This window comes from Blastococcus haudaquaticus, assembly GCF_900230285.1.
GTDB classification, from domain to species: Bacteria; Actinomycetota; Actinomycetes; order Mycobacteriales; family Geodermatophilaceae; genus Blastococcus_B; species Blastococcus_B haudaquaticus.
This window is the reverse complement of the sequence record NZ_OCNK01000002.1, coordinates 839,058-860,037: the sequence shown is the minus strand read 5'-3', so window position 1 is coordinate 860,037 and position 20,980 is coordinate 839,058. Positions and strand designations below refer to the sequence as shown.

Below are 20,980 nucleotides of genomic sequence, written 5' to 3'. Positions count from 1 at the left end.
GGTCGGAGGGCGGATGGGTCAGGCGGGGGTCAGGCGGTGGCGCAGGCGGGGCAGCGGCCCCAGTAGACGACCTCGGCCTCGTCGACCACGAAGCCGGCGTCGTCGGACGGGGTGAGGCAGGGAGCGGCGCCGACGGAGCAGTCGACGTCGACGATGGCGCCGCAGTCGCGGCAGACCAGGTGGTGGTGGTTGTCGCCGACGCGCGCCTCGTAGCGGGCCACCGACCCCTGCGGCTGGATGCGCCGCACGAGGCCGGTGTCGGTGAGCACCCGCAGGACGTCGTAGACGGCCTGGTGGGAGATGGCGTCCAGGCGCGTGCGGGCCGCGCCGATGAGCGCCTCGGTGTCGAGGTGGGGGTGCGCGTGGACGGCGTCCAGCACCGCCAGACGCGGACGCGTGACGCGCAGCCCCACGGCGCGCAGATCGCGTTCCAGTTCTGCCGAGTCGGGCACGAGGGCATCCTCACGCGCCAACCTTGACCTGGTCAAGAATGGTGCTGGGCGAGGAACGGGCTGGTCCGAGGCACGGCCGGGCGTCGTCCCCCGCGTGGTGCTGCGGCACACTTCCCCCGTGCCCGACCTCCGCATCGCCCAGGATCCTGCGGCCGACGCCCTGCTCGGCCGCGACCCGCTCGCCCTGCTCGTCGGGATGCTGCTCGACCAGCAGTTCCCGATGGAACGTGCCTTCGGGGCGCCCCGGCTGCTGGCCGACCGGCTCGGGGTCGACTCCCTGGACGCCGCGCACCTCGCCGGCGCCGACCCGGACGAGCTGACCCGCGTGTTCCAGGGACCGCCGGCCCTGCACCGCTACCCCGGCTCCATGGCCGGACGGACGCAGGAGCTGTGCCGGCTGCTGGTCGAGCGCTACGGCGGCCGGCCGGAGAACCTCTGGGCCGATGCTGCCGACGGACCCACCCTGCTCCGGCGCCTGAACGAGCTGCCGGGCTTCGGTGCCCAGAAGTCGAAGATCTTCCTCGCCCTGCTCGGCAAGCAGTACGGCGTCACGCCGCCGGGCTGGCGCGAGGCCGCCGGCGACTACGGGCAGGAGGGCTCCCGCCGCTCCGTCGCCGACATCACCGGGCCCGAGTCGCTGACCGAGGTCCGCGCGTTCAAGCAGGAGCAGAAGCAGGCGGCCAAGAAGTCCGCGAAGTAGCGGGAGGCAGCAGCGTCGGACCCATCTCGGTGGCACGATGGGTTGTGCACCGTGCACCGCTCCGGGAGTACCCGGGGCGCACGGTCGTGGAGGGATGGAGCCCGTGGCCTCGAGCCAGCAGTTCCCACGTCAGCGCCGGTCGGAGCCCCTGCTCATCACCGAGGCCGAGCCGAGCCTGGCCGAGCAGCACGCGTTCCGGAAGAAGCGGTACGCCATCACCATGGGGATCCGCGCTGTCTTCATCGTTCTGGCCGCGGCCTTCTACCAGGTCGTCTGGCTGATGCTGATCTTCGCCTTCCTCGGGACGGTCCTGCCCTGGATCGCCGTCCTCATGGCCAACGACCGGCCCCCGAAGAAGCGGGTCGACGTGCACCGTTACGACGCCCGGCCCGACCGTGTCCTGGAGAGCCGCCCGACCCGCGTCATCGACGGCTGACACCCCTTCTGCAGATCAGGAGATCGGTTCGCCGGCCGCGAGCGCCTCGGCAGGCGCGGTCATGTGGTGCCGGCCGATCGGGAGCATCAGCGGCCGACCGGACGTGGGGTCCACCACGACCCGGCACTCCAGCCCGAACACCGCGCGCACCGTCTCCTCGGTGAGGACGTGGTCGGGTGCGCCGGCGGCGTGCACCCGACCGCCGGCCAGCGCGACGAGGTGGTCGGCGTAGCGGGCGGCCATGTTCAGGTCGTGCAGGACCATCACGACGGTCGTGCCGCGTGTGCGGTTGAGGTCGGTCAGCAGGTCCAGGACCTCGATCTGGTGGCTCACGTCCAGGAACGTCGTCGGCTCGTCCAGCAGCAGGACGTCGGTCTGCTGGGCCAGGGCCATCGCGATCCACACCCGCTGGCGCTGACCACCGGAGAGCTCGTCGACGGCGCGTTCGGCCAGCTCCGTCGTCTGCGTCGCCTCCAGGGCCGCCGCCACGGCCACGTCGTCCTCCCGCTTCCAGCGCGAGAACATCCCCTGGTGCGGGTGCCGGCCGCGACCGACCAGGTCGGCCACGGTGATGCCCTCGGGGGCGATCGGCGACTGGGGCAGCAGACCCAGCGTCCGGGCCAGCTCCTTGGCCGGCAGCCGGTGCACCGAGCGGCCGTCCAGCACCACCTGGCCGCCGCGGGGGGCGAGCAGGCGCGACATCGACCGAAGCAGCGTCGACTTGCCGCACGCGTTCGCGCCGACGATCGCCGTGATGCGTCCGTGGGGCACGGCCAGGTCCAGGTCCTCGATGACGGCGCGCTCGCCGTACGCGAGCGTGAGGCCCTCGGCGGCGAGCCTGTGCGTGGCGCTCACAGTGCCCCCCGTTCGCGCGTGTGCGGCGGAGCCGCCAGGTCAGCAGAGCCGCTCACAGTGATCCTCCTGCGCGGTTCGTCCGCACGATCAGGTAGATGAGGTACGGCGCCCCGAGCACGCCGGTGACGACGCCGACGGGGAACCGGCTGCCGAGGGCGAACTGGCCGACGAGGTCGGCGACGAGCACCAGCAGCGCGCCGACGAGGGCGGCGGGGACGAGCAGCGAACCGTTCGGCCCGACGATCCGGGCGGCGATGGGACCGGCGAGGAAGGACACGAAGGCGATCGGACCACACGCCGCGGTGGCGAAGGCCAGCAGCCCGACCGCGGCGACGATCGCGAGGACGCGGGTGCGGTCGACGCGGATGCCGAGCGCGGACGCGGTGTCGTCACCGAGCTGCAGCGCGGAGAGCTGCCGCGTCAGCGCGAGCAGCACGGGTGCCAGCACCACGAGCGCGACCAGCGCCGGGACGGTGGCCTCCCACGTGCTGCCGTTGAGGCTGCCGGTCAGCCACCGCAACGCCTCGGCGAAGTCCCACGCCCCGGCCTCGGACAGGACGTAGGAGGTGACGCTCCTCCCCATCGCGGCGATGCCGATGCCGATGAGGATCAGGCGCGTGCCGACCACGCCGTCGGTGAACGCGAGCCCGTACATCACCAGTGCCACACCCAGGGCGGCGAGGATGGCGGTCACCGACACGGCGGTCCCGCTCCAGCCCAGGAAGACGATCGCGAACACCGCCGCCGCGCCCGCTCCCGAGGTGATGCCGATGACGTCGGGGCTGGCCAGGGCGTTGCGCAGCATCGTCTGGAAGGTGACGCCGGCCAGGCCGAAGCTGAGCCCGGCCACGACCGCGAGGACCGCGCGGGGCAGCCGCAGCCGGCCGACGGTGAAGGTGGCACCCGGCACCTCCTGGCCGAGCACCACCCGGATCACGTCGCCGGGCGGGTAGAAGGTCCGGCCGATCATCAGGGAGGCCGCGAACACGACCACGACGAGCACGGCCAGGACGGTGATCACCAGACGCCGGCGGGCGGCCCGGCGCACGCGGTACCGGGCGACCGCGTCGACCGACGACGGCGGCGGGGTGACGACGGCGGTCACAGCTCCCGCACCTTCTGCCGGCGGACGATGTAGATGAAGAACGGGGCGCCGATCAGCGCGGTGATGATGCCGACGTCGATCTCGTCCGGGCGGGCGACGATGCGCCCGAGCACGTCGGAGGCGATGAGCAGGCACGCGCCGGTGAGGGCCGTGAACGGCAGCAGCCACCGGTGGTCGACTCCCACGAGCAGCCGGCAGACGTGCGGGACGACGAGCCCGACGAACCCGATGGGACCGGCGATCGCGGTGGCGGCGCCGCAGAGCAGGACGGAGCCCAGGGCCGCGACACCCCGCGCGAGGACGACGCGCTCGCCGAGGCCGGCGGCGAGCTCGTCACCGAGGGCCAGGGAGTTCAGCGCCCGGGCGGACAGCAGGCTGACGGCGAACCCGACGACGAGGAACGGCGCGACGGACCCCAGGCCGCGGAAGCTGGCGCCGCCGACACCACCGATCTCCCACGACTGGATGCTCTCGGCGATGTCGCCGCGGGGGAGGGCGACGGCGGTGACGAACGAGACGAGGGCGGCCGACGTCGCAGTCCCGGCCAGCGCGAGCTTGAGCGGCGTGGGACCGCCCCGGCCCAGGGACCCGACCGCGTAGACGAACACCGCCGCAAGGGCGGCGCCGAGGATCGCCGTCCAGACGATGGCCGTGGCCGAGGACAGCCCGAGCCACGCCAGGCCGACGACGACGGCGAGCGAGGCGCCCATGTTGATCCCCAGGACGCCCGGGTCGGCCAGCGGGTTGCGGGTGACGCCCTGCATGACGGCCCCGGAGAGCCCGAGCGCCGCGCCGACGACCGCCGCCAGCACCGTGCGCGGGATCCGCTTGGTCACGGCGGCCTCGCCGATGGTCTCCTGCGAGCCGCCCAGGGCGGCGAGGATCTCCGACCACCCCACCGCGCGCGAGCCCACGGCCACCGAGGCGGCCAGGAGCGCGGCCAGGACCGCGACGACGACCAGGAGCCACAGCACGCGGACCGACCCCGGGCGCCGCACCGGCCCCGGGCGCTGCGCGGGGGCGGCGCCCGGGGCCGGGACGGTGTCGACCTGCGTCACCGGGTGGCCGTCATGCAGCCTTGTCAGCTGCCTCGGCGAGCAGGGTGACGTAGTCCTCGAGCACCCACGAGATGGCCAGCGGCGTGGGGTTGGCAGCGGTGCCCAGCGGGGTGTCGGGGAGCAGCACGATCGCGCCGTTGCGGACGGCGGGCATCTGCGACAGCAGCGGGTCCGCCGAGAGCGCGTCGACCAGCTCCTGGTCGCCGTACGTCACGATGATCTGCACGTCGTCCAGCGTGTCGATCTGCTCGGCGCTGATCTCGCCCGAGAACTGCTCCGGGTCGGTCGAGGCCGCCTCGATGCTCGCCGGGGTGGCCAGACCGAGGTCCTCGAAGAAGGCGCTCCGGGTGTCGAACGGCGTGTAGTAGCTGACCTCGCTGAGGTCGGCGGTGTCCACGTGCGTCAGGAACATCGTCGACGCGCCGGCGAGCTGCGGGTGCTCGGCGACGGTGTCCGCGATCTCCTGCTCCAGGTCGGCGACGAGCTCCTCGCCCTCCGCCGCCATGCCCATGCCCTCGGCGTTGATCTGGATCATCTCGCGCCACGGGGTCGCCCAGGGCGCCTCCGGGTAGGCCACGACGGGCGCGATCTCGCTCAGCGTGTCGTAGTCCTCCTGGGTCAGCCCGGAGTACCCGGCCAGGATGACGTCGGGCTCGGTGTCCGCGACCGCCTCGAAGTCGATCCCGTCGGTCTCGTCGAACAGCACCGGCGTCTCGGCGTCCAGCTCCTCGAGCCGCTCGCTCACCCAGGGCAGCAGCCCGTCGCCGTCGTCGTCGCCGAAGTTGGCCGCGGCCATGCCGACCGGGACGACGCCGAGGGCCAGCGGGACCTCGTGGTTGGCCCACTGCACCGTCGCCACGCGCTCGGGCTTGGCGTCGATCGTCGTGGTGCCGAAGGCGTGCTCGATGGTCACCGGGGCGAAGTCGCCGGAGCCGGCCGCCTCGTCGTCGGAGGCCGCGGAGTCCGACCCGCAGGCGGCAAGCCCTCCGGCCAGGAGCGCGGCCGTCGAGAGAGCGACCAGTCGTGATGCGCGGCGCATGGTGTCCTTCCAGGTTCCGGGCGGCGCTGTCCGGGACAGCCCGCCCTGGGCGGCGGACGCCCGCAGGCGTCGCCGTCGCCGTTCGAGTGATTGAGGTGAGGCTTGCCTAACCTAGATCGTCAACGACGCCGGGAACAATCACGATCACGTCACGATGGGAGATGTGGCCCGGATCTCAGCGGGCGCCCGGCCGACGCACGACCTCGGCGGCGCACGCGAGCCCGGCGTCCAGCGCGTCCGCCGGGTCGACCTGCGGATCGGGGAGCCATGCCGCCAGCAGTCCCGCGGCGAAGGCGTCGCCCGCCCCGGTGGTGTCGACGACCTCGGTCGGATGCGCGGGCCGGTGCACCAGGACGTCCCCGGATGCCCACAGCGCGCCGTCGGCCCCGAGGCTCACCGCGACGACGGGGTGCCGCGCGGCCAGCGTCCGCGCCGCGGCCTCCGCATCGGCGCACCCGGTCAGCAGTAGCGCCTCGTCCTCGTTGGGCAGCAGGACGGTGGCGCGGGCCGTGTCGGCCAGCCAGCGGTCCACCCCGTACGCGGTCAGCGGACCGGTCGAGGCCGGGTCCAGCGAGACGGTGCACCCCGCGTCGGCAGCCGCGACCAGCGCCGTGAGGCCGGCGGTCCGGGGGCCCGGGTCCAGCAGCGTGTAGCCGGACAGGTGCAGGTGCTGACCATCCACCGGAGGCGGGACGTCGTCCGGTCGCAGCTGCAGGTTCGCCCCCCGGTCGGCCAGCATGCTGCGCTGCCCGCCGGGCTCGACCAGGCTGACGATCGTGCCGGTGGCAGCACCCGGGACAGTGCGCAGCAGCAGCCCGACCCCGGCGGCGGACAGCTCCGCGGCCAGGCCGAGCGCCGCCGCGTCGTCGCCGACGCACCCGACGAGGGCCACCGGCACGCCCTGCCGGGCGAGGTGCGCCGCGACGTTCGCGCCGGCGCCACCCCCGCGGGTCCGGATCGCCGCCGGCCGGTCCGAGCCCGGTGCCGGCTGCCCGGACAGGACCACGACGACGTCGGTCGCGACGTCCCCGACGACGACGACCCACGGGCGGTCGCTCAGCGGGCCACCCCCGCCAGGGCCGCCGCGATCTGCCCGGCGAGCTCGGCGTTGCGCAGCACCAGCCGCACGTTGACCGCCAGGGTGGCCCCCTCGCTGGCCCGGTGCAGGTGGTCGAGCACGAACGGCGTCACGTCCTTGCCCCGCACACCGGCCTCGTCGGCGGCGGTGAGCGCGCCGGCGATCACGCGGTCGTGCAGCGCGGGGTCGAGCTGCTCGTCCAGCGGCAGCGGGTTGGCGACCACCACAGCGCCGGGGGCGAGCTCGCGACGGGCGGCGAAGACCCGGGCGGCCTCGGCGGCATCGGCGACCGACCAGTCGAGGGTCGACCCGGAGTCCGCCACGTAGAACCCGGGGAAGGTCGTCGTCCGGTAGCCGATCACGGTGACCGACAGCGACTCCAGCCGCTCCAGGGTCGCCGGCACGTCGAGGATCGACTTGACCCCGGCGCAGACGACGACCAGCGACGTGCGCGAGAGCGCCGTCAGGTCCGCCGACTCGTCGAAGGTGTCGACCGACTGCCGGTGGACGCCACCGAGGCCGCCCGTGGCGAAGACGCCGATGCCGGCGGCGGCGGCGAGCAGTGCGGTGCTGGAGACGGTGGTGGCGCCGCTGAGCCCGAGCGCGGCGGCGACGGGCAGGTCGCGGACACCGAGCTTGGCCAGGTCGGGGTCGGCGCAGACGCGGTCGACCTCGGCGGCCGTCAGCCCGACGTGCGGGACACCGTCCAGGACGGCGATGGTCGCGGGCACCGCGCCGCCCGCACGGACGGCCGCCTCGACGTCGTCGGCGGCGGCCCGGTTGTCCGGCCGGGGCAGCCCGTGGGCGAGCAGTGTGCTCTCCAGCGCCACGACGGGCCGGCCACCGCCCAGCGCGTCGGCGACCTCGGGGGAGAGGACGGTTCCGGCGGAAAGATCACGGGGGGAGGGATGCACCCTGTCATCATGGTGGGCGCACTGAAGCCGCCGAGCACGGGAGTGGACCCATGAGCAGCAGCGACATCCTCGAGCGCCCGGACGTCCGCGACGCCGACACCGGCAGCGCCAACGAGGTCTTCCACTACGTGCGGAAGAACAAGATCGCCGAAAGTGCCGTCATGGGCACGATGGTCGAGGCCCTGTGCGGCGAGGTCTTCCCGGTGACCAAGACACCGAAGCCCGGCAGCCCGGTGTGCCCGGCCTGCAAGGAGATCTACAACCAGATGAAGAAGGGGTAAGGACCCCACTGCCCCCACCACTCGCAAGCTCGCGGCGGGCCCCTGCAGCGGGGCCGGCGGTCCGGAGGATCGCAATGTCACAGCAGGCCGAGGCGGCGGGCTTCCCGCTCGAGCTTGGCGGCCCGCCGCTCGCGACGGCGCCGGTCGTGGCGCCGCAGCGGAGCCGGCCAGCGGGCCTGGATGGTGGCGTTCAGCTCCGCCCCGAGCAGCACCGCCATGCCGAAGAAGAAGCAGAACAGCAGCGCCCCGATGGGTGCCGCCAGGGCGCCGTACGGCAGCGCGGTGATCAGGACGTCGGCGACGTAGCTCCGCAGCAGCAGGGCCGCGATCAGGAAGAACCCGGTGGCCAGCAGCGTGCCCGGCAGGTGCCGTCGCCACGGCAGCCGGTTCGGCAGCACCACGTGGTAGAAGCTCGTGAGCGCGAGGAGCAGCCCGATCACGACCACGGGCCAGTAGACGGCGTTGACGAGCGTCGTGCCGGTCGACTGCCAGTCGGCGGGCATGAGGCCCACCAGGACCTCGCGGCCGAGCACCAGCAGCGGCAGCGTGAGCACGGCCATGAACATGCCGACGACGAACAGCCAGAGGGCCTTGAGGCGGGTCCGGATGGGACCGCGCACGTCGCGCTGGTCGTAGGCGATGACGATCGTGTTCATGAAGGTCGCCGTGGCCGACGAGCCGGCCCAGAGCGCTACCAGGAAACCGACGCTGACCACCTCCAGCCGCCCCGAGCCGAGGATGTCCGACAGCGTCGGGGCGACGAGGTCGTCGACGACGTCGTCGGTGAGCACCTGAGCCGAGGCGGCGAGCAGCTGCTCCTCGATCTCGCGGACCGCCTCGCCGCCGATCAGCGAGCCGAGGTAGCCCAGCGAGCCGAGCAGCCCGATCAGCAACGGCGGGACCGAGAGGATCTGCCAGAACGCGGCCTCCGCCGACAGCCCCAGGATCCGGTCCTGCCACGCCTTCGCCAGCGTCCGGCCCAGGACCTCGAGGGGGACGCGCACCGCGGCCGGCCAGCGCGCCAACCGGCCGCCCGGACCCTCGTCGCCGCCGTCGTCCGTGGCCCCGGAGCCCCTGCCCGGGACATGTACGGGCGCGGGCACCACCGGAGGTGCGGCGTCGTCCTCGTCCGTGCCCGGCTCCCCGGCGCGCGCCGGAATGCCACTGGGCAGGACGGTGCTCATCCGCCCAGTGTGCACGTCCGGTACCCCTCGGGCCGTTCTCCCGCGGCCGGAACGGTCGGCCGGTCGCTCGGTCGGGGGACGGGTCAGCCGCCCGGCGTCGCCGGGGGCGCCTCGGGTTCCGGCGCCGCGATGCACCGGATCACCGGCTCGGCGGCGTAGCGGGTCTGGAAGTTCTCCCGCTTCACCTCCGCGCCCGAGGAGAGGTCACGGAAGATCCGGGTCACGGTGATGTCGAAGCCCGTGGACCCGCCCTGGGCCTTGCAGGTGCCGTCGTCCGGCTTCTCCTGGACGACCGGGCTGCGCTGGTTGAACCGGTCGCTGCTGACCGACTCGATCTCGTACCGCTTGGTCCCGTAGAACGTGACGGTGATCGTGCCGGGCGTCCACGCGGTGTCGATGTAGACGCCGGTGTCGCTGTCGTTGCGCCACTTCAGGTCGATCGAGTCGTAGTAGACCGTCGCCTCGCGGCCGGCCGGATACCGGCTGATGTAGTAGCTGTGCGGCTTGTGGAACACGTCCTCCATGCCGGAGAAGAAGACGGCGTTGAACATCGTGGTGGCGAACTGGCTGATCCCGCCGCCCACCGCGGTCGTGAACGTGCCGTTGTTGATGACGCCGGCCTCGACGTAGCCCTGCGCCAGCCCGCGGGGCCCGGTGAAGCCGTTGAGGCTGAACGTCTCGCCCGGCATGACGACCGCGCCGTCGACCTCCTCGGCGACCACCCGGATGTTGGTGCCACTGGCCGCGTTGCCGATGTTGGTGGTGAAGCTGCCGATCTCCTCCTTGATGCCCAGCGCCTGGGCCTCCTCGGTGGTGAAGTCGGCGGGCACCGGTCCGAGCTGGGCGGTGACCGTCCGCGGCTCCGGCTGGGTGAGGACGGGCAGGAGCTGCTCGGCCAGCGTCGTCGGGGCGACGCCCGTGCCGTCGACGGACGGGACGATGGTCACCGCACCGCCGGAGACGTCGAAGCGGGCGTCCTCGGCTCCGCTGCCGAAGACCGCGAGCTCGTCGCCCAGGGCCGTCTGCAGCGCGACGGGGTCCACGGCCACCGCGAGGACGCCGTCCTCCTGCGGGGTGAAGGTCAGCGACGCGGCGATGGCCTCCACCGACACCTCGGCGGTGTCGCTGCTCTCCTGGGTGGACACGGTGACCGGCGCCGAGAGGGCGGGCGTCACGGTCTCGTCCAGGACGCGCTGTGCCTCCGCCCGGTCGACGTTCACAGGCGTCACGTCGACGGGCACGTCGATCGGGGTGCTGGGGTCGGCGCCGGAGCGGAGGGCGGCGAACACGGCCTCGGCGGTGCCGTCGCGGTCCAGCGCGCGGCCGTCGGCCGGCTCCGTCACCGCAGGGGTCGCGTCCTCGATGACGATGGACGCGTCGACGGGCGCCCGGTCGACCTGCTCGGCCAGCGCGTCGATCTGCGCGCCCAGCGCGGTCTCCTCGCCGGTGAAGGTCGGCTCGACGTCGCGGTCGCTGAACAGCGTCGTCACCCGCGTCCACGGGTTGAGCGGCTGGTCGTCGGCGGAGTCGATGGTCGCACCCACGTCGAGCGTGATCCCGGCCGTCAGCGGCGAGAACGGCGCAGTCACGTCGCCGGCGCGCACCTGGTGCTCGGCGTTCACCCGGGGGGCGAGCTCCTCCTCGAGGACCTCGGAGGCAGCGGCGGGGGAGAGGCCCCCGATGTCCACGCCGGCCACCGTGGTCGACCGCGGGATGTCGCCGGAGGCGATGAGCAGGTCCGCGCCGTAGGCGGCGGCGAGGACGACGACCGCGCCAGCCGGGACCAACACCGCCCGACGGCGCCACCAGGGGCCGCGCGGGCCGTCAGCCGGCGGCTCGTCGCCCGGGGGAGGGCCGCTGGGGGTCTGGGGGCCGGACGCGCCGTCCTCGCGGAGGAGCGTCTCCACCGGTGTGGTCGGCAGGGAGGTCTCGTCGTCGGGACGCCCGGCCCCGGACCAGTCGAGTGCCTGGGTGCTGCGGTCCTCGTCGGGGCGCCCGGGGTCGGAGTAGTCGAGCGCCTGGGTGCTGCGGTCCTCCTCCTGGGCGGGCCCCGCGACCGGCTGCGAGCCCGTGTCGGGGGCGCCGAGCAGCCAGTCCCGGGTGACCGGGCGGGTGTCCTCGTGGTCCTCGACCGGTACCGACCGGGTCTGCTGATGCAACGGCTCGGGCGACGGCTCGGGCGACGGCTCGAGGGGCGGCTCGGGCGACGGCTCGGGCGTGGGCCGTCCGCCCGCTCCGTCGGGGCGCATGCGCACGGTCGCGTCGTGCACGTCGTGCACGTCGTGCACCGTGTCGTCGTGCAGCGCGTCGTCGTGCAGCGCGTCGTCGTGCACCGTGTCGTCCGGTGTCGCGGGGTGCTGGGGCATGGGGGATTCCTCCGGTGTCCGTCGACCGGTGGTCCCCGGGAACGACGAAGCCGCCGGCCCTCCCTCCGCGCGAGGCGGGGTGGAGGACGCGGCGGCGTCGTCGTCGTATGAGGCGGTCATCGCGGGCGCGACGATATCCCCTTACTCATGCAGTAACGCGCTGCTCGCCATCCGTGTCGATGATGTCGACGGCAATGTCACGCAGCTTGCTCTCGTACTCACGGGCGTGGTGCCCGCAGAAAACCAGGTCGCTACCGCTCGCGAGAACGACACGAACCTTTGCCAGGGCTCCACAGCGGTCGCAGTGGAACGGGACGACGAGGTCATCGGTGGGCGGGGTCGACGTCAGCGTCTGGGTCATCTGGCTCATCACTCGCTCTCTACCGCACGGACCCGCGGCTGCGGATCGGCCTCCTGCACAGCGCCAGGATGGCCCCTCGGATTCCCGTTCCGACCCGGATCGTCGCGGACTCGCCGAAAGAGATGAGTCCGTAACACGCCGGGCCTGGCGGAGCGGGTTCAGCAGGGGACGTCACTGGGGTGGACTGTGGTGCTGGTCGATCTGCCGGACGGCTGGGTGCCGACCGACCGTGGGTCCGCTGCTGTTCTGACGTGTCCCACGCTACGCCGTCTACCCGACACGTGTCGGCATACACCGGCGCCCGCCCCTCCGGGTGACGTCCGCGACCGAACTGTGACCCGCACGAGTGGGCAGTCGAGGTCGCCGACACGCGCCGACCCGCCGAGGCGGGCGACCACGACTGCTCATCCGGCCGGCGGAGCGGGCGACCGGGACGACGGCGAGGGCCCGGACCGCTGTCGCGATCCGGGCCCTCGTGCGGCCCCGTCCGGAGGCTCGCCCCGAGCGTGCGAGGGGTGAGAGGGACGGGGTCCTTTTTCAGTCCAGGTAGTCGCGCAGGACCTGGGAGCGGCTGGGGTGGCGCAGCTTGCTCATCGTCTTCGACTCGATCTGGCGGATCCGCTCACGGGTCACCCCGTAGACCTGCCCGATCTCGTCGAGGGTGCGCGGCTGACCGTCGGTGAGGCCGAAGCGCAGGCGCACGACGCCGGCTTCCCGCTCCGACAGCGTCTGCAGCACGCTGGTCAGCTGGTCCTGCATGAGGGTGAAGCTGACCGCGTCGACCGCGACGACGGCTTCGGAGTCCTCGATGAAGTCACCGAGCTGGCTGTCGCCCTCGTCGCCGATGGTCTGGTCGAGGCTGATCGGCTCCCGGGCGTACTGCTGGATCTCCAGCACCTTGTCCGGGGTGATGTCCATCTCCTTGGCGAGCTCCTCCGGGGTGGGCTCGCGGCCCAGGTCCTGGAGCAGCTCCCGCTGGATGCGCCCGAGCTTGTTGATGACCTCGACCATGTGCACCGGGATGCGGATGGTGCGGGCCTGGTCGGCCATGGCGCGGGTGATGGCCTGGCGGATCCACCACGTCGCGTAGGTCGAGAACTTGTAGCCCTTGGTGTAGTCGAACTTCTCCACCGCGCGGATCAGACCGAGGTTGCCCTCCTGGATCAGGTCCAGGAACGCCATGCCGCGACCGGTGTAGCGCTTGGCGAGGGAGACCACGAGGCGGAGGTTGGCCTCGAGCAGGTGGTTCTTGGCGCGCTCGCCGTCACGGACGATCCAGTTGAGGTCCCGGCGCATCTGCGGCGAGATCTTCTGGCCCTCCTCCTCGACCTGGCGCAGCCGCTCGGAGCCGTAGAGCCCGGCCTCGATGCGCTTGGCGAGGTCGACCTCCTCCTCGGCGTTGAGCAGCGCGACCTTGCCGATCTGCTTGAGGTAGGCGCGGACGGAGTCGGCCGAGGCGGTGAGCTCGGCGTCCTTGCGGGCCTGCCGGAGCGCCTCGGACTCCTCCTCGTCGTCCCACTCGAAGCCGGCCTCGGCCTCGGGGGCATCCTCCTCGACGGGAGCGACGACGACGCCGTCCTTGCCGGTCACGACCGTCTCGTCGAGCTTGAGGCCCTCGGGGCCGGCATCGACCACGGCGACGGTCGAGCCGTCGGCCGCGACGGCGGTCAGCACGGTGCCCTCACCGCTCCCGGGGGAGGGGACGACGGCCGGCTTGGCCTTGGCGCCGGCGGTCTTCGCCGGGGCCCTCTTCCGGGGCGCCGGCTTCTCGGCCGGATCCGCGGCGGCCGTGACCGTCGTCTTCGCCGTCTTGGCTGCCGCGGCGCTGGTCCGCGGCGCCCGGGTACCGGTGGCGGCTACGGAGCGCTTCGAGGTGCTCGCGTCGGCTGCTTCCGGTGCTGGCTGGTCGGCGGGCACTCAGGTTCCTTCCCGTGCTGGGTTCGTTCCCCGGGGGGCCTTCTGGTCCCTGGGCAGCGGCTCCGGTCGACGCACATGTGCAGCGGTAGAGGTCCCGGCAGACCGGCGCGGCGTTTGGCCGACGGACGGGCAGGGGATCCCTCCCGGCTGGAGGGCGACGGGGTGGGGCTCTCTCATTGTAACGGCGTGTCCGGCGTTCTCCACCGTCCTGGATCCCGCAGCCTCGCTCCGACGAGCTGTTCCGAGGGTTCCCGGTCGGTCACCGGTCCACGGAGTGCATCGACCGCGAGGCGAGCCGACTGAAGGGGCGGGCCCCTCCCGCCACTCGGGCATCACCCGTTCGGGCACGCACGCGCGGCCGTTCTCAGCGATCGGTGCGCTCGTGGGCGGCGAGGGCGGCGCCGACGATGCCGGCGTCGTTCTGCAGCTGGGCGGGCACCACCGGCGTCCGCGTGGACAGCAGCGGCACCCACTTGTGCGCCTTCTTGCTGACGCCGCCGCCGACGATGATCAGGTCCGGCCAGAGCCCGGCCTCCAGCACGTCGAGGTAGCGGTCCACGCGCTGGGCCCACTCGGGGTAGCCGAGCTCCTCGCGCTCCCGCGCGGCGGCCGAGGCGCGGCGCTCGCCGTCCTCGCCGTCCACCTGGATGTGGCCGAACTCGGTGTTGGGCACCAGGTGACCGTCGACGAAGAGGGCGCTGCCGATGCCGGTGCCGAACGTGAGCATCAGGACGACGCCCTTGCGGTCCCGGCCGGCGCCGTACCGCATCTCGGCGATCCCCGCGGCGTCGGCGTCGTTCAGCGTCTCGACGGTGCCCGGGATGAGCTCGTCGAGACCGGCGTCGACGTCGGTGCCGATCCAGCTCTTGTCGACGTTGGCCGCGGTGTGGGCCACGCCGTTCTTCATGACGCCGGGAAAGGTGACTCCCATCCGCCCGGTCCAGCCGAAGTGGTCCACGATCCGGGCCACGGCGGCGTACACCGGGTCGGGCAGCGAGGGCTGGGGCGTCTCGATCCGCAGCCGTTCGCCGAGCAGCTTTCCCTGCTCGAGGTCGACCAGGCATCCCTTGATGCCGCTGCCGCCGATGTCCACTCCGAAGCCCTGCACGCCGACAGGGTAGTCAGAGGACCAGCCTTCCCCCCCACGCCTCGCACGCTCGCCGCGGGCCCCTGAAGGGCTGCCGTTCCAGTACGTCACCGGTCCGGGGTGCGGCAGGATCCACCCGTGAGCGTTCCTCCCGCAGACCCCGCCCACCTGCTGGACCTGGCCGTCGACGTCGCCCAGGAGGCGGCCGCGCTGGTCGCGGAGGGCCGTTCGACGGCCGTCACCGTCGACGTGAAGTCCAGCCCCGTCGACGTCGTCACCGCGGTGGACCGCGCGAGCGAGGAGCTGATCACCGCCCGGCTGCTCGGGGCCCGCCCGGGGGACGGACTGCTGGGGGAGGAGGGCGCCGAGCGGACCGGCACCAGCGGGGTCCGCTGGATCGTCGACCCGATCGACGGAACGGTGAACTTCCTCTACGACCTGCCCGCCTACGCGATCTCCATCGCCGCCGAGGTGGACGGCGAGGTGCGTGCCGGGGTCGTGCTGAACGTGGCGACCGGCGAGCTCTTCACGGCGACCGCCGGTGGCGGGGCCGAGGTGTCCTCACCGGCGCTGGCGCATCCGGTGCGGCTCACCGGCAGCCGGCCGGACTCCCTCGAGCAGACGCTGGTGGCCACCGGCTTCGGGTACCGGGTCGAGCAGCGCCGGGCGCAGGGCGCGGTTGTCGCCCGGCTCCTGCCGAGGGTGCGCGACATCCGCCGCCACGGCAGCGCGGCGCTCGACCTCTGCGCCGCGGCCGCCGGTCGCGTCGACGCCTACTACGAGCTGGACCTCAAGCCCTGGGACCACGCGGCCGGCGCGCTGGTGGCGACCGAGGCCGGGCTCGTCGTCACCGGCCTGGGCGGCCGTCCCTTCGCGGAGCCGATGGCGGTGGCCGCGGCCCCGTCCATCGCCGGTCCGCTGCTGGAGCTCCTGGAGGAGCTCTCCTAGCGGGCCGGGCCGGTCAGCAGTCGGCGGCGGCGGTCGGCGGGGCGAGCGCCGCCGCCACCTCCTCCTCGGAGGCGAGGGTGGTGAAGTCCGGCCCGATGACCACGTCGACCTGGGCGGTGGCGCGGGTGTCGAGGTAGTCGCCGGACTGGGGGACGTAGAGGCGCACGTACTCGGCCGCCTCGTTGCCCCGGGCGCCGTGCCGGAGCTCGCCCACGCCGGTGACCTCGCGACCGCTGGAGTCGTTGGCCACCTCGTCGACGACGAAGCCCCGGGCGCGGAGTGCCTCGGCCACGGTGGTGGCCAGGCCGGAGGTGTCGGTGGCGTTCAGGACCCGCAGGTTGATGGCCGCCGGGTCCAGCCCCGTCGGCGGGGCCGCCTCGGACGCCGAGGAGCAGGCCGCCGCCTCTTCCTCGACCTCCTGTTTCTCCTGGCGCAGCACGTTCCACCACACGCCCAGCGCGGCGAGGGCCAGCACCAGCAGGAAGATCAGCGGCGGGAGGGGGCGCCTGCCGCTACGTGGGCGCACCGGCGGTCGTTCGGTACGCAGCGTCACGGGCACTCCTCGGCGGGACCCGGCGCGTGCCGGGCCAAGAATCGGTCGCCTGGAGTTTAGGGCTGGGAAGGGGCCCTAGATCGCACCGTCGTCCAGCGCGGCGCGTCCCAGCTCCACGCACGGGTCGATGCGTTCCGCGTAGCCGGAGGTGTCCTTGCCCGCCATCGCGCCGGCCGCCGACCGGGCGACGATGCCGGCGATGATCGCGGCGAACTTGAAGAAGGCGAAGCCGACGTACCAGTTGAGGTCGGAGAGGTCGGCCCCGGTCCGCTGCGCGTAGCGCTCGGCGACCTCGGCGCGGGTGGGGAAACCGGGCAGGGTGGTCACCGGGCTCATCGTCGAGGCGCGCTCCTCGCCGGCCTGCGGCCAGTAGACGAACATCATCCCGATGTCGGTGAGCGGGTCGCCGAGCGTCGACATCTCCCAGTCGAGCACGGCCTTGATGCGGCCGGGCTCGGTCGGGTCGAGGAGGCAGTTGTCCAGCCGGTAGTCGCCGTGCACGACGCTGGACCGCTGCGTCGTCGGCACCGTCTCGGCGAGCCGGGCCGCCAGGGCGTCCAGGCCCGGCCGGTCCCGGTCACGGGTGGCGTCCCACTGCTTGGTCCAGCGGCGGACCTGGCGGGCCGCGAAACCCTCCGGCCGGCCGAACTCGCCCAGCCCCACGGCGGCGTAGTCGACCGAGTGCAGGTCGGCCAGCACGTCGACGAGGTTCTCGCCGACGGCGCGCCGCTGCGACGGTTCGTCGGCGTATCCCGCGGGGAACTCCCGGACGACGTGAATACCGACCACGCGCTCCATCACGTAGAAGGGCGCGCCCAGGACCGACTCGTCGGTGCACAGGTGCAGCGTGCGAGGTACCGGGACAGCGGTCGGGCCGAGCGCGGAGATGACGCGGTGCTCGCGCGCCATGTCGTGCGCGGTGGCGAGCACGGCCCCCGTCGGCGGGCGCCGCAGGATCACCGCGTCGTCCGCGCTGCCGTCGGTCGGCGTGACCACGTAGGTGAGGTTCGACATTCCTGCGGCGATGAGTTCGACCCCCACCGAGCGCCAGCGCTCGTCGTCCAGGGCGGAGGCCAGGTACGGCCCGACGACGGCAGGATCAGCACCCACGGGAGTCGACACGGCGGCAGGGTAACCTCTGGCGCTCCGCGGCCCGGGGGCCCGCACGGAACTGGTTTCCGGAGGCGGGCACAAACCGGGGTCGCGCTGCGTTGGGGGGCTCGCCGGACCTTCCCGATCGCCGTCCCCGGACGGCGGACCGGGTCGGACACGGACGGGACGGCCCCCCACCGCGGGAACCGGTACCGGCCCTGTCCGGAGCACCACCGGTCCCGGGAGTCCAACAGCGGCTCCCGGTCACGAACCACCGGTCGCCACCGCGACCGGCCACGACGACGGCGCACACCCCGTGCCGTCGGATGAGCGGGCACGACGCCCGTGCGAACCCCAAGGGAGGGGCACCCCATGGCCACCGACTACGACGCCCCGCGCCGCAACGAGGCCGACGAGCTGGGTGAGGACTCGCTCGAGGAGCTCAAGGCACGACGGGCCGAGGCGCAGTCCGCCTCGGTCGACGTCGACGAGACCGACTTCAACGAGAACCTCGAGCTCCCGGGCGCCGACCTCTCGGGCGAGGAGCTCACCGTCCGCGTCCTGCCCAAGCAGGAGGACGAGTTCACCTGCTCCCGGTGCTTCCTCGTGCAGCACCGCAGCCGCCTCGCCTCGACGCGCGGCGACCAGCTGTTCTGCCGGGACTGCGCATAACGCAACGGCACTCCCGCTGACCAGGCGGGCGACGGAGGGGATCCGATGACGTCGAACGGCCCTCGGACGGGCGCCGCGCGGGACGTCCCGCCGCCACGCCCGGTCGCTCCTGCGCCCGCTGCCGCCGAGGAGACCGGGCTGGGCCGGGCCGCCCGTGCGGTGGCCGATGCCGTCGCCGGACTCGTCGGCGGCACCGGCGCCGGCCCGACGACCGCCGGCCGGACGCCCCACCCGGCGGCGTCGGGCCTGCGCGACGTCGTCGGCGCGCTGGCGTCGGCGGTCGGTGCGGCTCTGGGCGACGCCCGCCGCCCGTCCGCCCCGGCGGACGCACCGGTGGACGGCCGGGCTACGGGCAGCGCCACGCCCGGCGCCCTCCGGGAGGTGCTGGCGGCGGCCGCACCGAGGCTCCCCATCCGCACCGGTACGGAGCTGCGGCGGGCCTACCCCGGGCTCTCCGACGAGGAGATCGCCGATGCCCTCGTCGCGCGGGCTGCGCGGGCCACCTCCGGGATCGGCGCGGGCACCGGCGGCCTCGCCGCCACGCGCTGGTTCGCACCGGCGTCCCTGCTGACGCTGCCGATCGCGCTCGGCGGGGAGACCCTGCTGGTCGCGGGTGTGGAGGTCGTCCTCGTGGGGGAGCTGCACGAGCTGTACGGCCGGCCGGCCGGCGGAGACGCCCGCGCGCGAGCGGCGGCGTACGTGGCGAGCTGGTCGGAGCAGCGCCCGTTCGACGGCCCGTCGACGGCGGGCCTCGGCACCGTGCTCGGTGCCGCCGGGATGCGGGCGCTGCGGACGCAGATCCCGCGGAAGCTGAAGGGCGTCATGCCGTCCGGAGCACCGTTCGTGCTCGGCGCGGCACTCGCCGGACGCTCCAACCGCAGGGCGACGGAGACGCTCGCCGAGCGGATGCGGTCGGAGCTCCGCCCGGGTCGCTCCGACCGCCCCTGAGGGTGCCCCGTGCACGGCCCACCCGGCCCCGTCCAGAGGCCCGCGCCGAGCCTGCGAGCGGTGGCGGGCGAGGGGGTCCCTTATAGGGTCGCTGACGTGCCCGAGCTCCCCCCTCCGACGCTCGACGTGCCGGTCCGCCGGACGTCGCCGCAGGACGCCGTCCCGGCCTACGCCCTCCCCGGTGACGCCGGCGCGGACCTCACGCTCGCCGAGGACGTCGACCTCGCCCCGTTCGAGCGCGCACTGGTCGGGACCGGCGTCGCCGTGGCCATCCCGGAGGGGTACGCCGGGTTCGTGCACCCGCGCTCGGGGCTGGCCCACCGGCTCGGGCTCAGTCTGGTCAACGCTCCCGGCACCATCGACGCCGGCTACCGCGGCGAGATCAAGGTGAACCTCATCAACCTGGACCCCACCACCCCGCTCACGCTGCGCCGGGGCGATCGCATCGCCCAGCTGGTCGTGCAGCCGGTGGTCCGCGCCCGCTTCGTCCCGGTCGACGACCTCCCGGAGACCGAGCGCGGGGACGGCGGGCACGGCTCGACCGGCGGGCACGGGGACACCCCGCCGGCCGGCACCTCAGCGACTCGGGAAGGGCAGGCCTGACATGCCGTTCGGACGGCGGCGCAACCGGATCGACCGCAGCCTGCGCGAGCGCGGGGTGCCCCCGGAGCCGCAGCAGCGCGAACGCGAGGTGGCCGAGACCTCGGGACCGTGGGACTCCGCGGACGCGCCCGAGGACGGCGTTCAGCGCATCGACCTCGGGGCCATCCGGCTGCCCGGCCTCCCCGGCACCGATCTCCGGGTGGAGCTGAACCAGCAGCAGAAGGTGATCGGCGCGACGCTGCGTTCGGGGGAGTCGCTGCTGCAGGTGTCGGCGTTCGCCGCGCCCCGGGCGGGGGGCATCTGGGACAGCGTCCGCGAGGACCTGGCGACGAGCGCGTCCGGGCAGGGCGGCTCCCTGCGCGAGGTGGAGGGGCCGTTCGGTCCCGAGCTGGCCGGCACGATCGTCACCGCTCCTCCGGCCCAGCCCGGGCAGACGACCCCGCCCCAGCCGGTGCGCCGGGCCGCCCGGTTCCTCGGCGTCGACGGCCCGCGGTGGTTCCTGCGCGGCCTGATCACCGGGCCGGCCGCCGAGAGCCCGGAGGCGGCATCGGTGCTGGAGTCGGCCTTCCGGGGCATCGTGGTCGTCCGCGGCGCGGAGCCGATGCCGGTCCGCGAGCAGCTGACGCTGACGCTGCCCCCGCAGGCGGCCGCCCAGCTGGCCGCCCGGCAGCAGGAGGCGGGCCGGCAGGAGGCGGGCCAGCGGGATACGGGGCAGCAGGGCAGCCCCCGGCCGCCCTCGGCGGACTGACCTGACCCGGTGGGGCGACCCGGTGGGATGTCACGGCCCGCACGGCCGACGGCGCCGTACGCTGGGCCCGTGACCGAGCTTGCGAGGTCACGCGAGGACAGAGCACGTCGGCACGTGCCGACGAGCGCCAGCGAGGAGTGCACGTGACGGAGACCCGATCGCCCGGCTGGCTGTCGCGCACGCTGCAACGGCTGGCCGCCGACGACCAGACCATCGACGCGGAGGAACTGCGCGCCGAGTCGGCGAACGCCGGCTGCGAGCCCCTGGTCTCGTGTCGCAAGGGCGTCGTCGTCACGGTGACCGGCCGGTTGAAGTCGGTCGTCTACACGCCCCGGGAGACGGTTCCCACCCTCGAGGCCGAGCTCTTCGACGGCTCCGGCTCGGTCACGCTCGTCTGGCTCGGGCGCCGGCGGATCCCCGGCATCGAGCCGGGACGCACCCTCACCGCCCGCGGCCGGTTCGCCGCCTTCGACGGCAAGCGGGTCATCTACAACCCCTGGTACGAACTCGGTGCCGGCTGACCCCGCTGACGTCGTGGACAGCGCGCCGGGGGAGTCCCCGGCCACCGAGCGATCAGGGGAAC

The 20,980-nt window shown here is 73.7% G+C and carries 23 protein-coding genes; 9 read left to right on the top strand and 14 right to left on the bottom strand.

The genetic code is table 11. The features are described from left to right. Positions 1–29: 29 nt before the first annotated feature. A complete protein-coding gene (locus CRP30_RS10765) occupies positions 30–452 on the bottom strand; it encodes a Fur family transcriptional regulator (RefSeq protein ID WP_235003316.1) in 423 nt (140 codons plus the stop codon). Positions 453–570: 118 nt separating this feature from the next. Between CRP30_RS10765 and CRP30_RS10760 the strand changes: the two genes are divergently transcribed. Next, positions 571–1,152 carry an HhH-GPD-type base excision DNA repair protein gene (locus tag CRP30_RS10760; RefSeq protein WP_097183891.1) on the top strand — a complete coding sequence of 194 codons (582 nt, stop codon included), beginning with the start codon at positions 571–573 and terminating at the stop codon, positions 1,150–1,152. Positions 1,153–1,255: 103 nt separating this feature from the next. After that, complete coding sequence (locus tag CRP30_RS10755) at positions 1,256–1,588, top strand: DUF3099 domain-containing protein (RefSeq protein WP_200814659.1); 333 nt, start codon at positions 1,256–1,258, stop codon at positions 1,586–1,588. Between the two features lie 15 nt (positions 1,589–1,603). On the opposite strand, the gene CRP30_RS10750 is transcribed toward CRP30_RS10755, so the two are convergent. The 6 genes from CRP30_RS10750 to CRP30_RS10725 form a co-directional block, all read right to left on the bottom strand. Beyond that, on the bottom strand, positions 1,604–2,443 hold the full coding sequence (locus CRP30_RS10750) for an ABC transporter ATP-binding protein (protein WP_097183889.1): 840 nt from the start codon (positions 2,441–2,443) through the stop codon (positions 1,604–1,606). A gap of 52 nt (positions 2,444–2,495) precedes the next feature. After that, complete coding sequence (locus tag CRP30_RS10745; protein ID WP_097183888.1) at positions 2,496–3,548, bottom strand: FecCD family ABC transporter permease; 1,053 nt, start codon at positions 3,546–3,548, stop codon at positions 2,496–2,498. Further along, the gene (locus CRP30_RS10740) at positions 3,545–4,606 is read right to left on the bottom strand and encodes a FecCD family ABC transporter permease (protein WP_097183887.1); all 1,062 of its coding nucleotides are present in this window, start codon (positions 4,604–4,606) and stop codon (positions 3,545–3,547) included. Before CRP30_RS10740 ends, CRP30_RS10745 begins: the two co-directional genes overlap by 4 nt. A gap of 10 nt (positions 4,607–4,616) precedes the next feature. Then, on the bottom strand, positions 4,617–5,645 hold the full coding sequence (locus CRP30_RS10735) for an iron-siderophore ABC transporter substrate-binding protein (protein WP_097183886.1): 1,029 nt from the start codon (positions 5,643–5,645) through the stop codon (positions 4,617–4,619). A gap of 175 nt (positions 5,646–5,820) precedes the next feature. After that, positions 5,821–6,705, bottom strand: a complete 885-nt coding sequence (locus tag CRP30_RS10730; protein ID WP_097183885.1) for a carbohydrate kinase family protein — start codon at positions 6,703–6,705, stop codon at positions 5,821–5,823. Beyond that, entirely contained in the window at positions 6,702–7,637 is a 936-nt protein-coding gene (locus CRP30_RS10725; protein ID WP_097183884.1) for a pseudouridine-5'-phosphate glycosidase, read from the bottom strand. Before CRP30_RS10725 ends, CRP30_RS10730 begins: the two co-directional genes overlap by 4 nt. Positions 7,638–7,687: 50 nt before the next feature. On the opposite strand from CRP30_RS10725, the gene CRP30_RS10720 reads away from it, so the two are divergent. Further along, positions 7,688–7,918, top strand: a complete 231-nt coding sequence (locus tag CRP30_RS10720; RefSeq protein WP_097183883.1) for a DUF3039 domain-containing protein — start codon at positions 7,688–7,690, stop codon at positions 7,916–7,918. Positions 7,919–7,995: 77 nt separating this feature from the next. On the opposite strand, the gene CRP30_RS10715 is transcribed toward CRP30_RS10720, so the two are convergent. From CRP30_RS10715 to ppgK, 5 genes are all read right to left on the bottom strand, one after another. After that, a complete protein-coding gene (locus CRP30_RS10715) occupies positions 7,996–9,102 on the bottom strand; it encodes a YihY/virulence factor BrkB family protein (RefSeq protein WP_097183882.1) in 1,107 nt (368 codons plus the stop codon). Positions 9,103–9,185: 83 nt separating this feature from the next. Next, on the bottom strand, positions 9,186–11,468 hold the full coding sequence (locus CRP30_RS10710; protein ID WP_235003314.1) for a VanW family protein: 2,283 nt from the start codon (positions 11,466–11,468) through the stop codon (positions 9,186–9,188). A 145-nt stretch (positions 11,469–11,613) separates the two neighbouring features. Then, positions 11,614–11,838, bottom strand: coding sequence for a DUF7455 domain-containing protein (locus tag CRP30_RS10705; protein WP_092201296.1), 225 nt, complete (start codon positions 11,836–11,838; stop codon positions 11,614–11,616). Positions 11,839–12,366: 528 nt separating this feature from the next. Beyond that, on the bottom strand, positions 12,367–13,746 hold the full coding sequence (locus CRP30_RS10700) for an RNA polymerase sigma factor (protein WP_097183881.1): 1,380 nt from the start codon (positions 13,744–13,746) through the stop codon (positions 12,367–12,369). A 364-nt stretch (positions 13,747–14,110) separates the two neighbouring features. Next, positions 14,111–14,854, bottom strand: coding sequence for a polyphosphate--glucose phosphotransferase (gene ppgK / locus CRP30_RS10695; protein ID WP_097183880.1), 744 nt, complete (start codon positions 14,852–14,854; stop codon positions 14,111–14,113). A gap of 117 nt (positions 14,855–14,971) precedes the next feature. On the opposite strand from ppgK, the gene CRP30_RS10690 reads away from it, so the two are divergent. Next, a complete protein-coding gene (locus CRP30_RS10690) occupies positions 14,972–15,781 on the top strand; it encodes an inositol monophosphatase family protein (protein ID WP_097183879.1) in 810 nt (269 codons plus the stop codon). A 13-nt stretch (positions 15,782–15,794) separates the two neighbouring features. On the opposite strand, the gene CRP30_RS10685 is transcribed toward CRP30_RS10690, so the two are convergent. Beyond that, positions 15,795–16,334 carry a LytR C-terminal domain-containing protein gene (locus CRP30_RS10685; RefSeq protein WP_097183878.1) on the bottom strand — a complete coding sequence of 180 codons (540 nt, stop codon included), beginning with the start codon at positions 16,332–16,334 and terminating at the stop codon, positions 15,795–15,797. Positions 16,335–16,409: 75 nt separating this feature from the next. Next, positions 16,410–17,456, bottom strand: a complete 1,047-nt coding sequence (locus CRP30_RS10680; protein ID WP_097183877.1) for a phosphotransferase family protein — start codon at positions 17,454–17,456, stop codon at positions 16,410–16,412. A 342-nt stretch (positions 17,457–17,798) separates the two neighbouring features. Here CRP30_RS10680 and CRP30_RS10675 point away from each other — a divergent pair, with 342 nt between their 5' ends. The 5 genes from CRP30_RS10675 (at position 17,799) to CRP30_RS10655 (ending at position 20,918) form a co-directional block, all read left to right on the top strand. Then, a complete protein-coding gene (locus CRP30_RS10675) occupies positions 17,799–18,098 on the top strand; it encodes a DUF4193 domain-containing protein (RefSeq protein WP_026855473.1) in 300 nt (99 codons plus the stop codon). 45 nt (positions 18,099–18,143) lie between these two features. Then, positions 18,144–19,046 carry a hypothetical protein gene (locus tag CRP30_RS10670; protein WP_097183876.1) on the top strand — a complete coding sequence of 301 codons (903 nt, stop codon included), beginning with the start codon at positions 18,144–18,146 and terminating at the stop codon, positions 19,044–19,046. 96 nt (positions 19,047–19,142) lie between these two features. Next, complete coding sequence (dut, locus tag CRP30_RS10665; protein WP_097183875.1) at positions 19,143–19,649, top strand: dUTP diphosphatase; 507 nt, start codon at positions 19,143–19,145, stop codon at positions 19,647–19,649. 1 nt (position 19,650) lies between these two features. Beyond that, a complete protein-coding gene (locus CRP30_RS10660) occupies positions 19,651–20,397 on the top strand; it encodes a DUF3710 domain-containing protein (protein WP_097183874.1) in 747 nt (248 codons plus the stop codon). Between the two features lie 143 nt (positions 20,398–20,540). Next, complete coding sequence (locus tag CRP30_RS10655) at positions 20,541–20,918, top strand: OB-fold nucleic acid binding domain-containing protein (RefSeq protein ID WP_097183873.1); 378 nt, start codon at positions 20,541–20,543, stop codon at positions 20,916–20,918. The last annotated feature ends 62 nt before the right edge of the window (positions 20,919–20,980 follow it).

Excerpts from the sequence above, each read along its gene's own strand:
- CRP30_RS10735 (WP_097183886.1), bottom strand. The coding sequence starts at position 5,645 with ATGCGCCGCGCATCACGACTGGTCGCTCTCTCGACGGCCGCGCTCCTG.
- CRP30_RS10720 (WP_097183883.1), top strand. The coding sequence starts at position 7,688 with ATGAGCAGCAGCGACATCCTCGAGCGCCCGGACGTCCGCGACGCCGAC.
- CRP30_RS10715 (WP_097183882.1), bottom strand. The coding sequence starts at position 9,102 with ATGAGCACCGTCCTGCCCAGTGGCATTCCGGCGCGCGCCGGGGAGCCG.
- CRP30_RS10710 (WP_235003314.1), bottom strand. The coding sequence starts at position 11,468 with ATGCCCCAGCACCCCGCGACACCGGACGACACGGTGCACGACGACGCG.
- CRP30_RS10705 (WP_092201296.1), bottom strand. The coding sequence starts at position 11,838 with ATGAGCCAGATGACCCAGACGCTGACGTCGACCCCGCCCACCGATGAC.
- CRP30_RS10675 (WP_026855473.1), top strand. The coding sequence starts at position 17,799 with ATGGCCACCGACTACGACGCCCCGCGCCGCAACGAGGCCGACGAGCTG.
- CRP30_RS10670 (WP_097183876.1), top strand. The coding sequence starts at position 18,144 with ATGACGTCGAACGGCCCTCGGACGGGCGCCGCGCGGGACGTCCCGCCG.
- CRP30_RS10660 (WP_097183874.1), top strand. The coding sequence starts at position 19,651 with ATGCCGTTCGGACGGCGGCGCAACCGGATCGACCGCAGCCTGCGCGAG.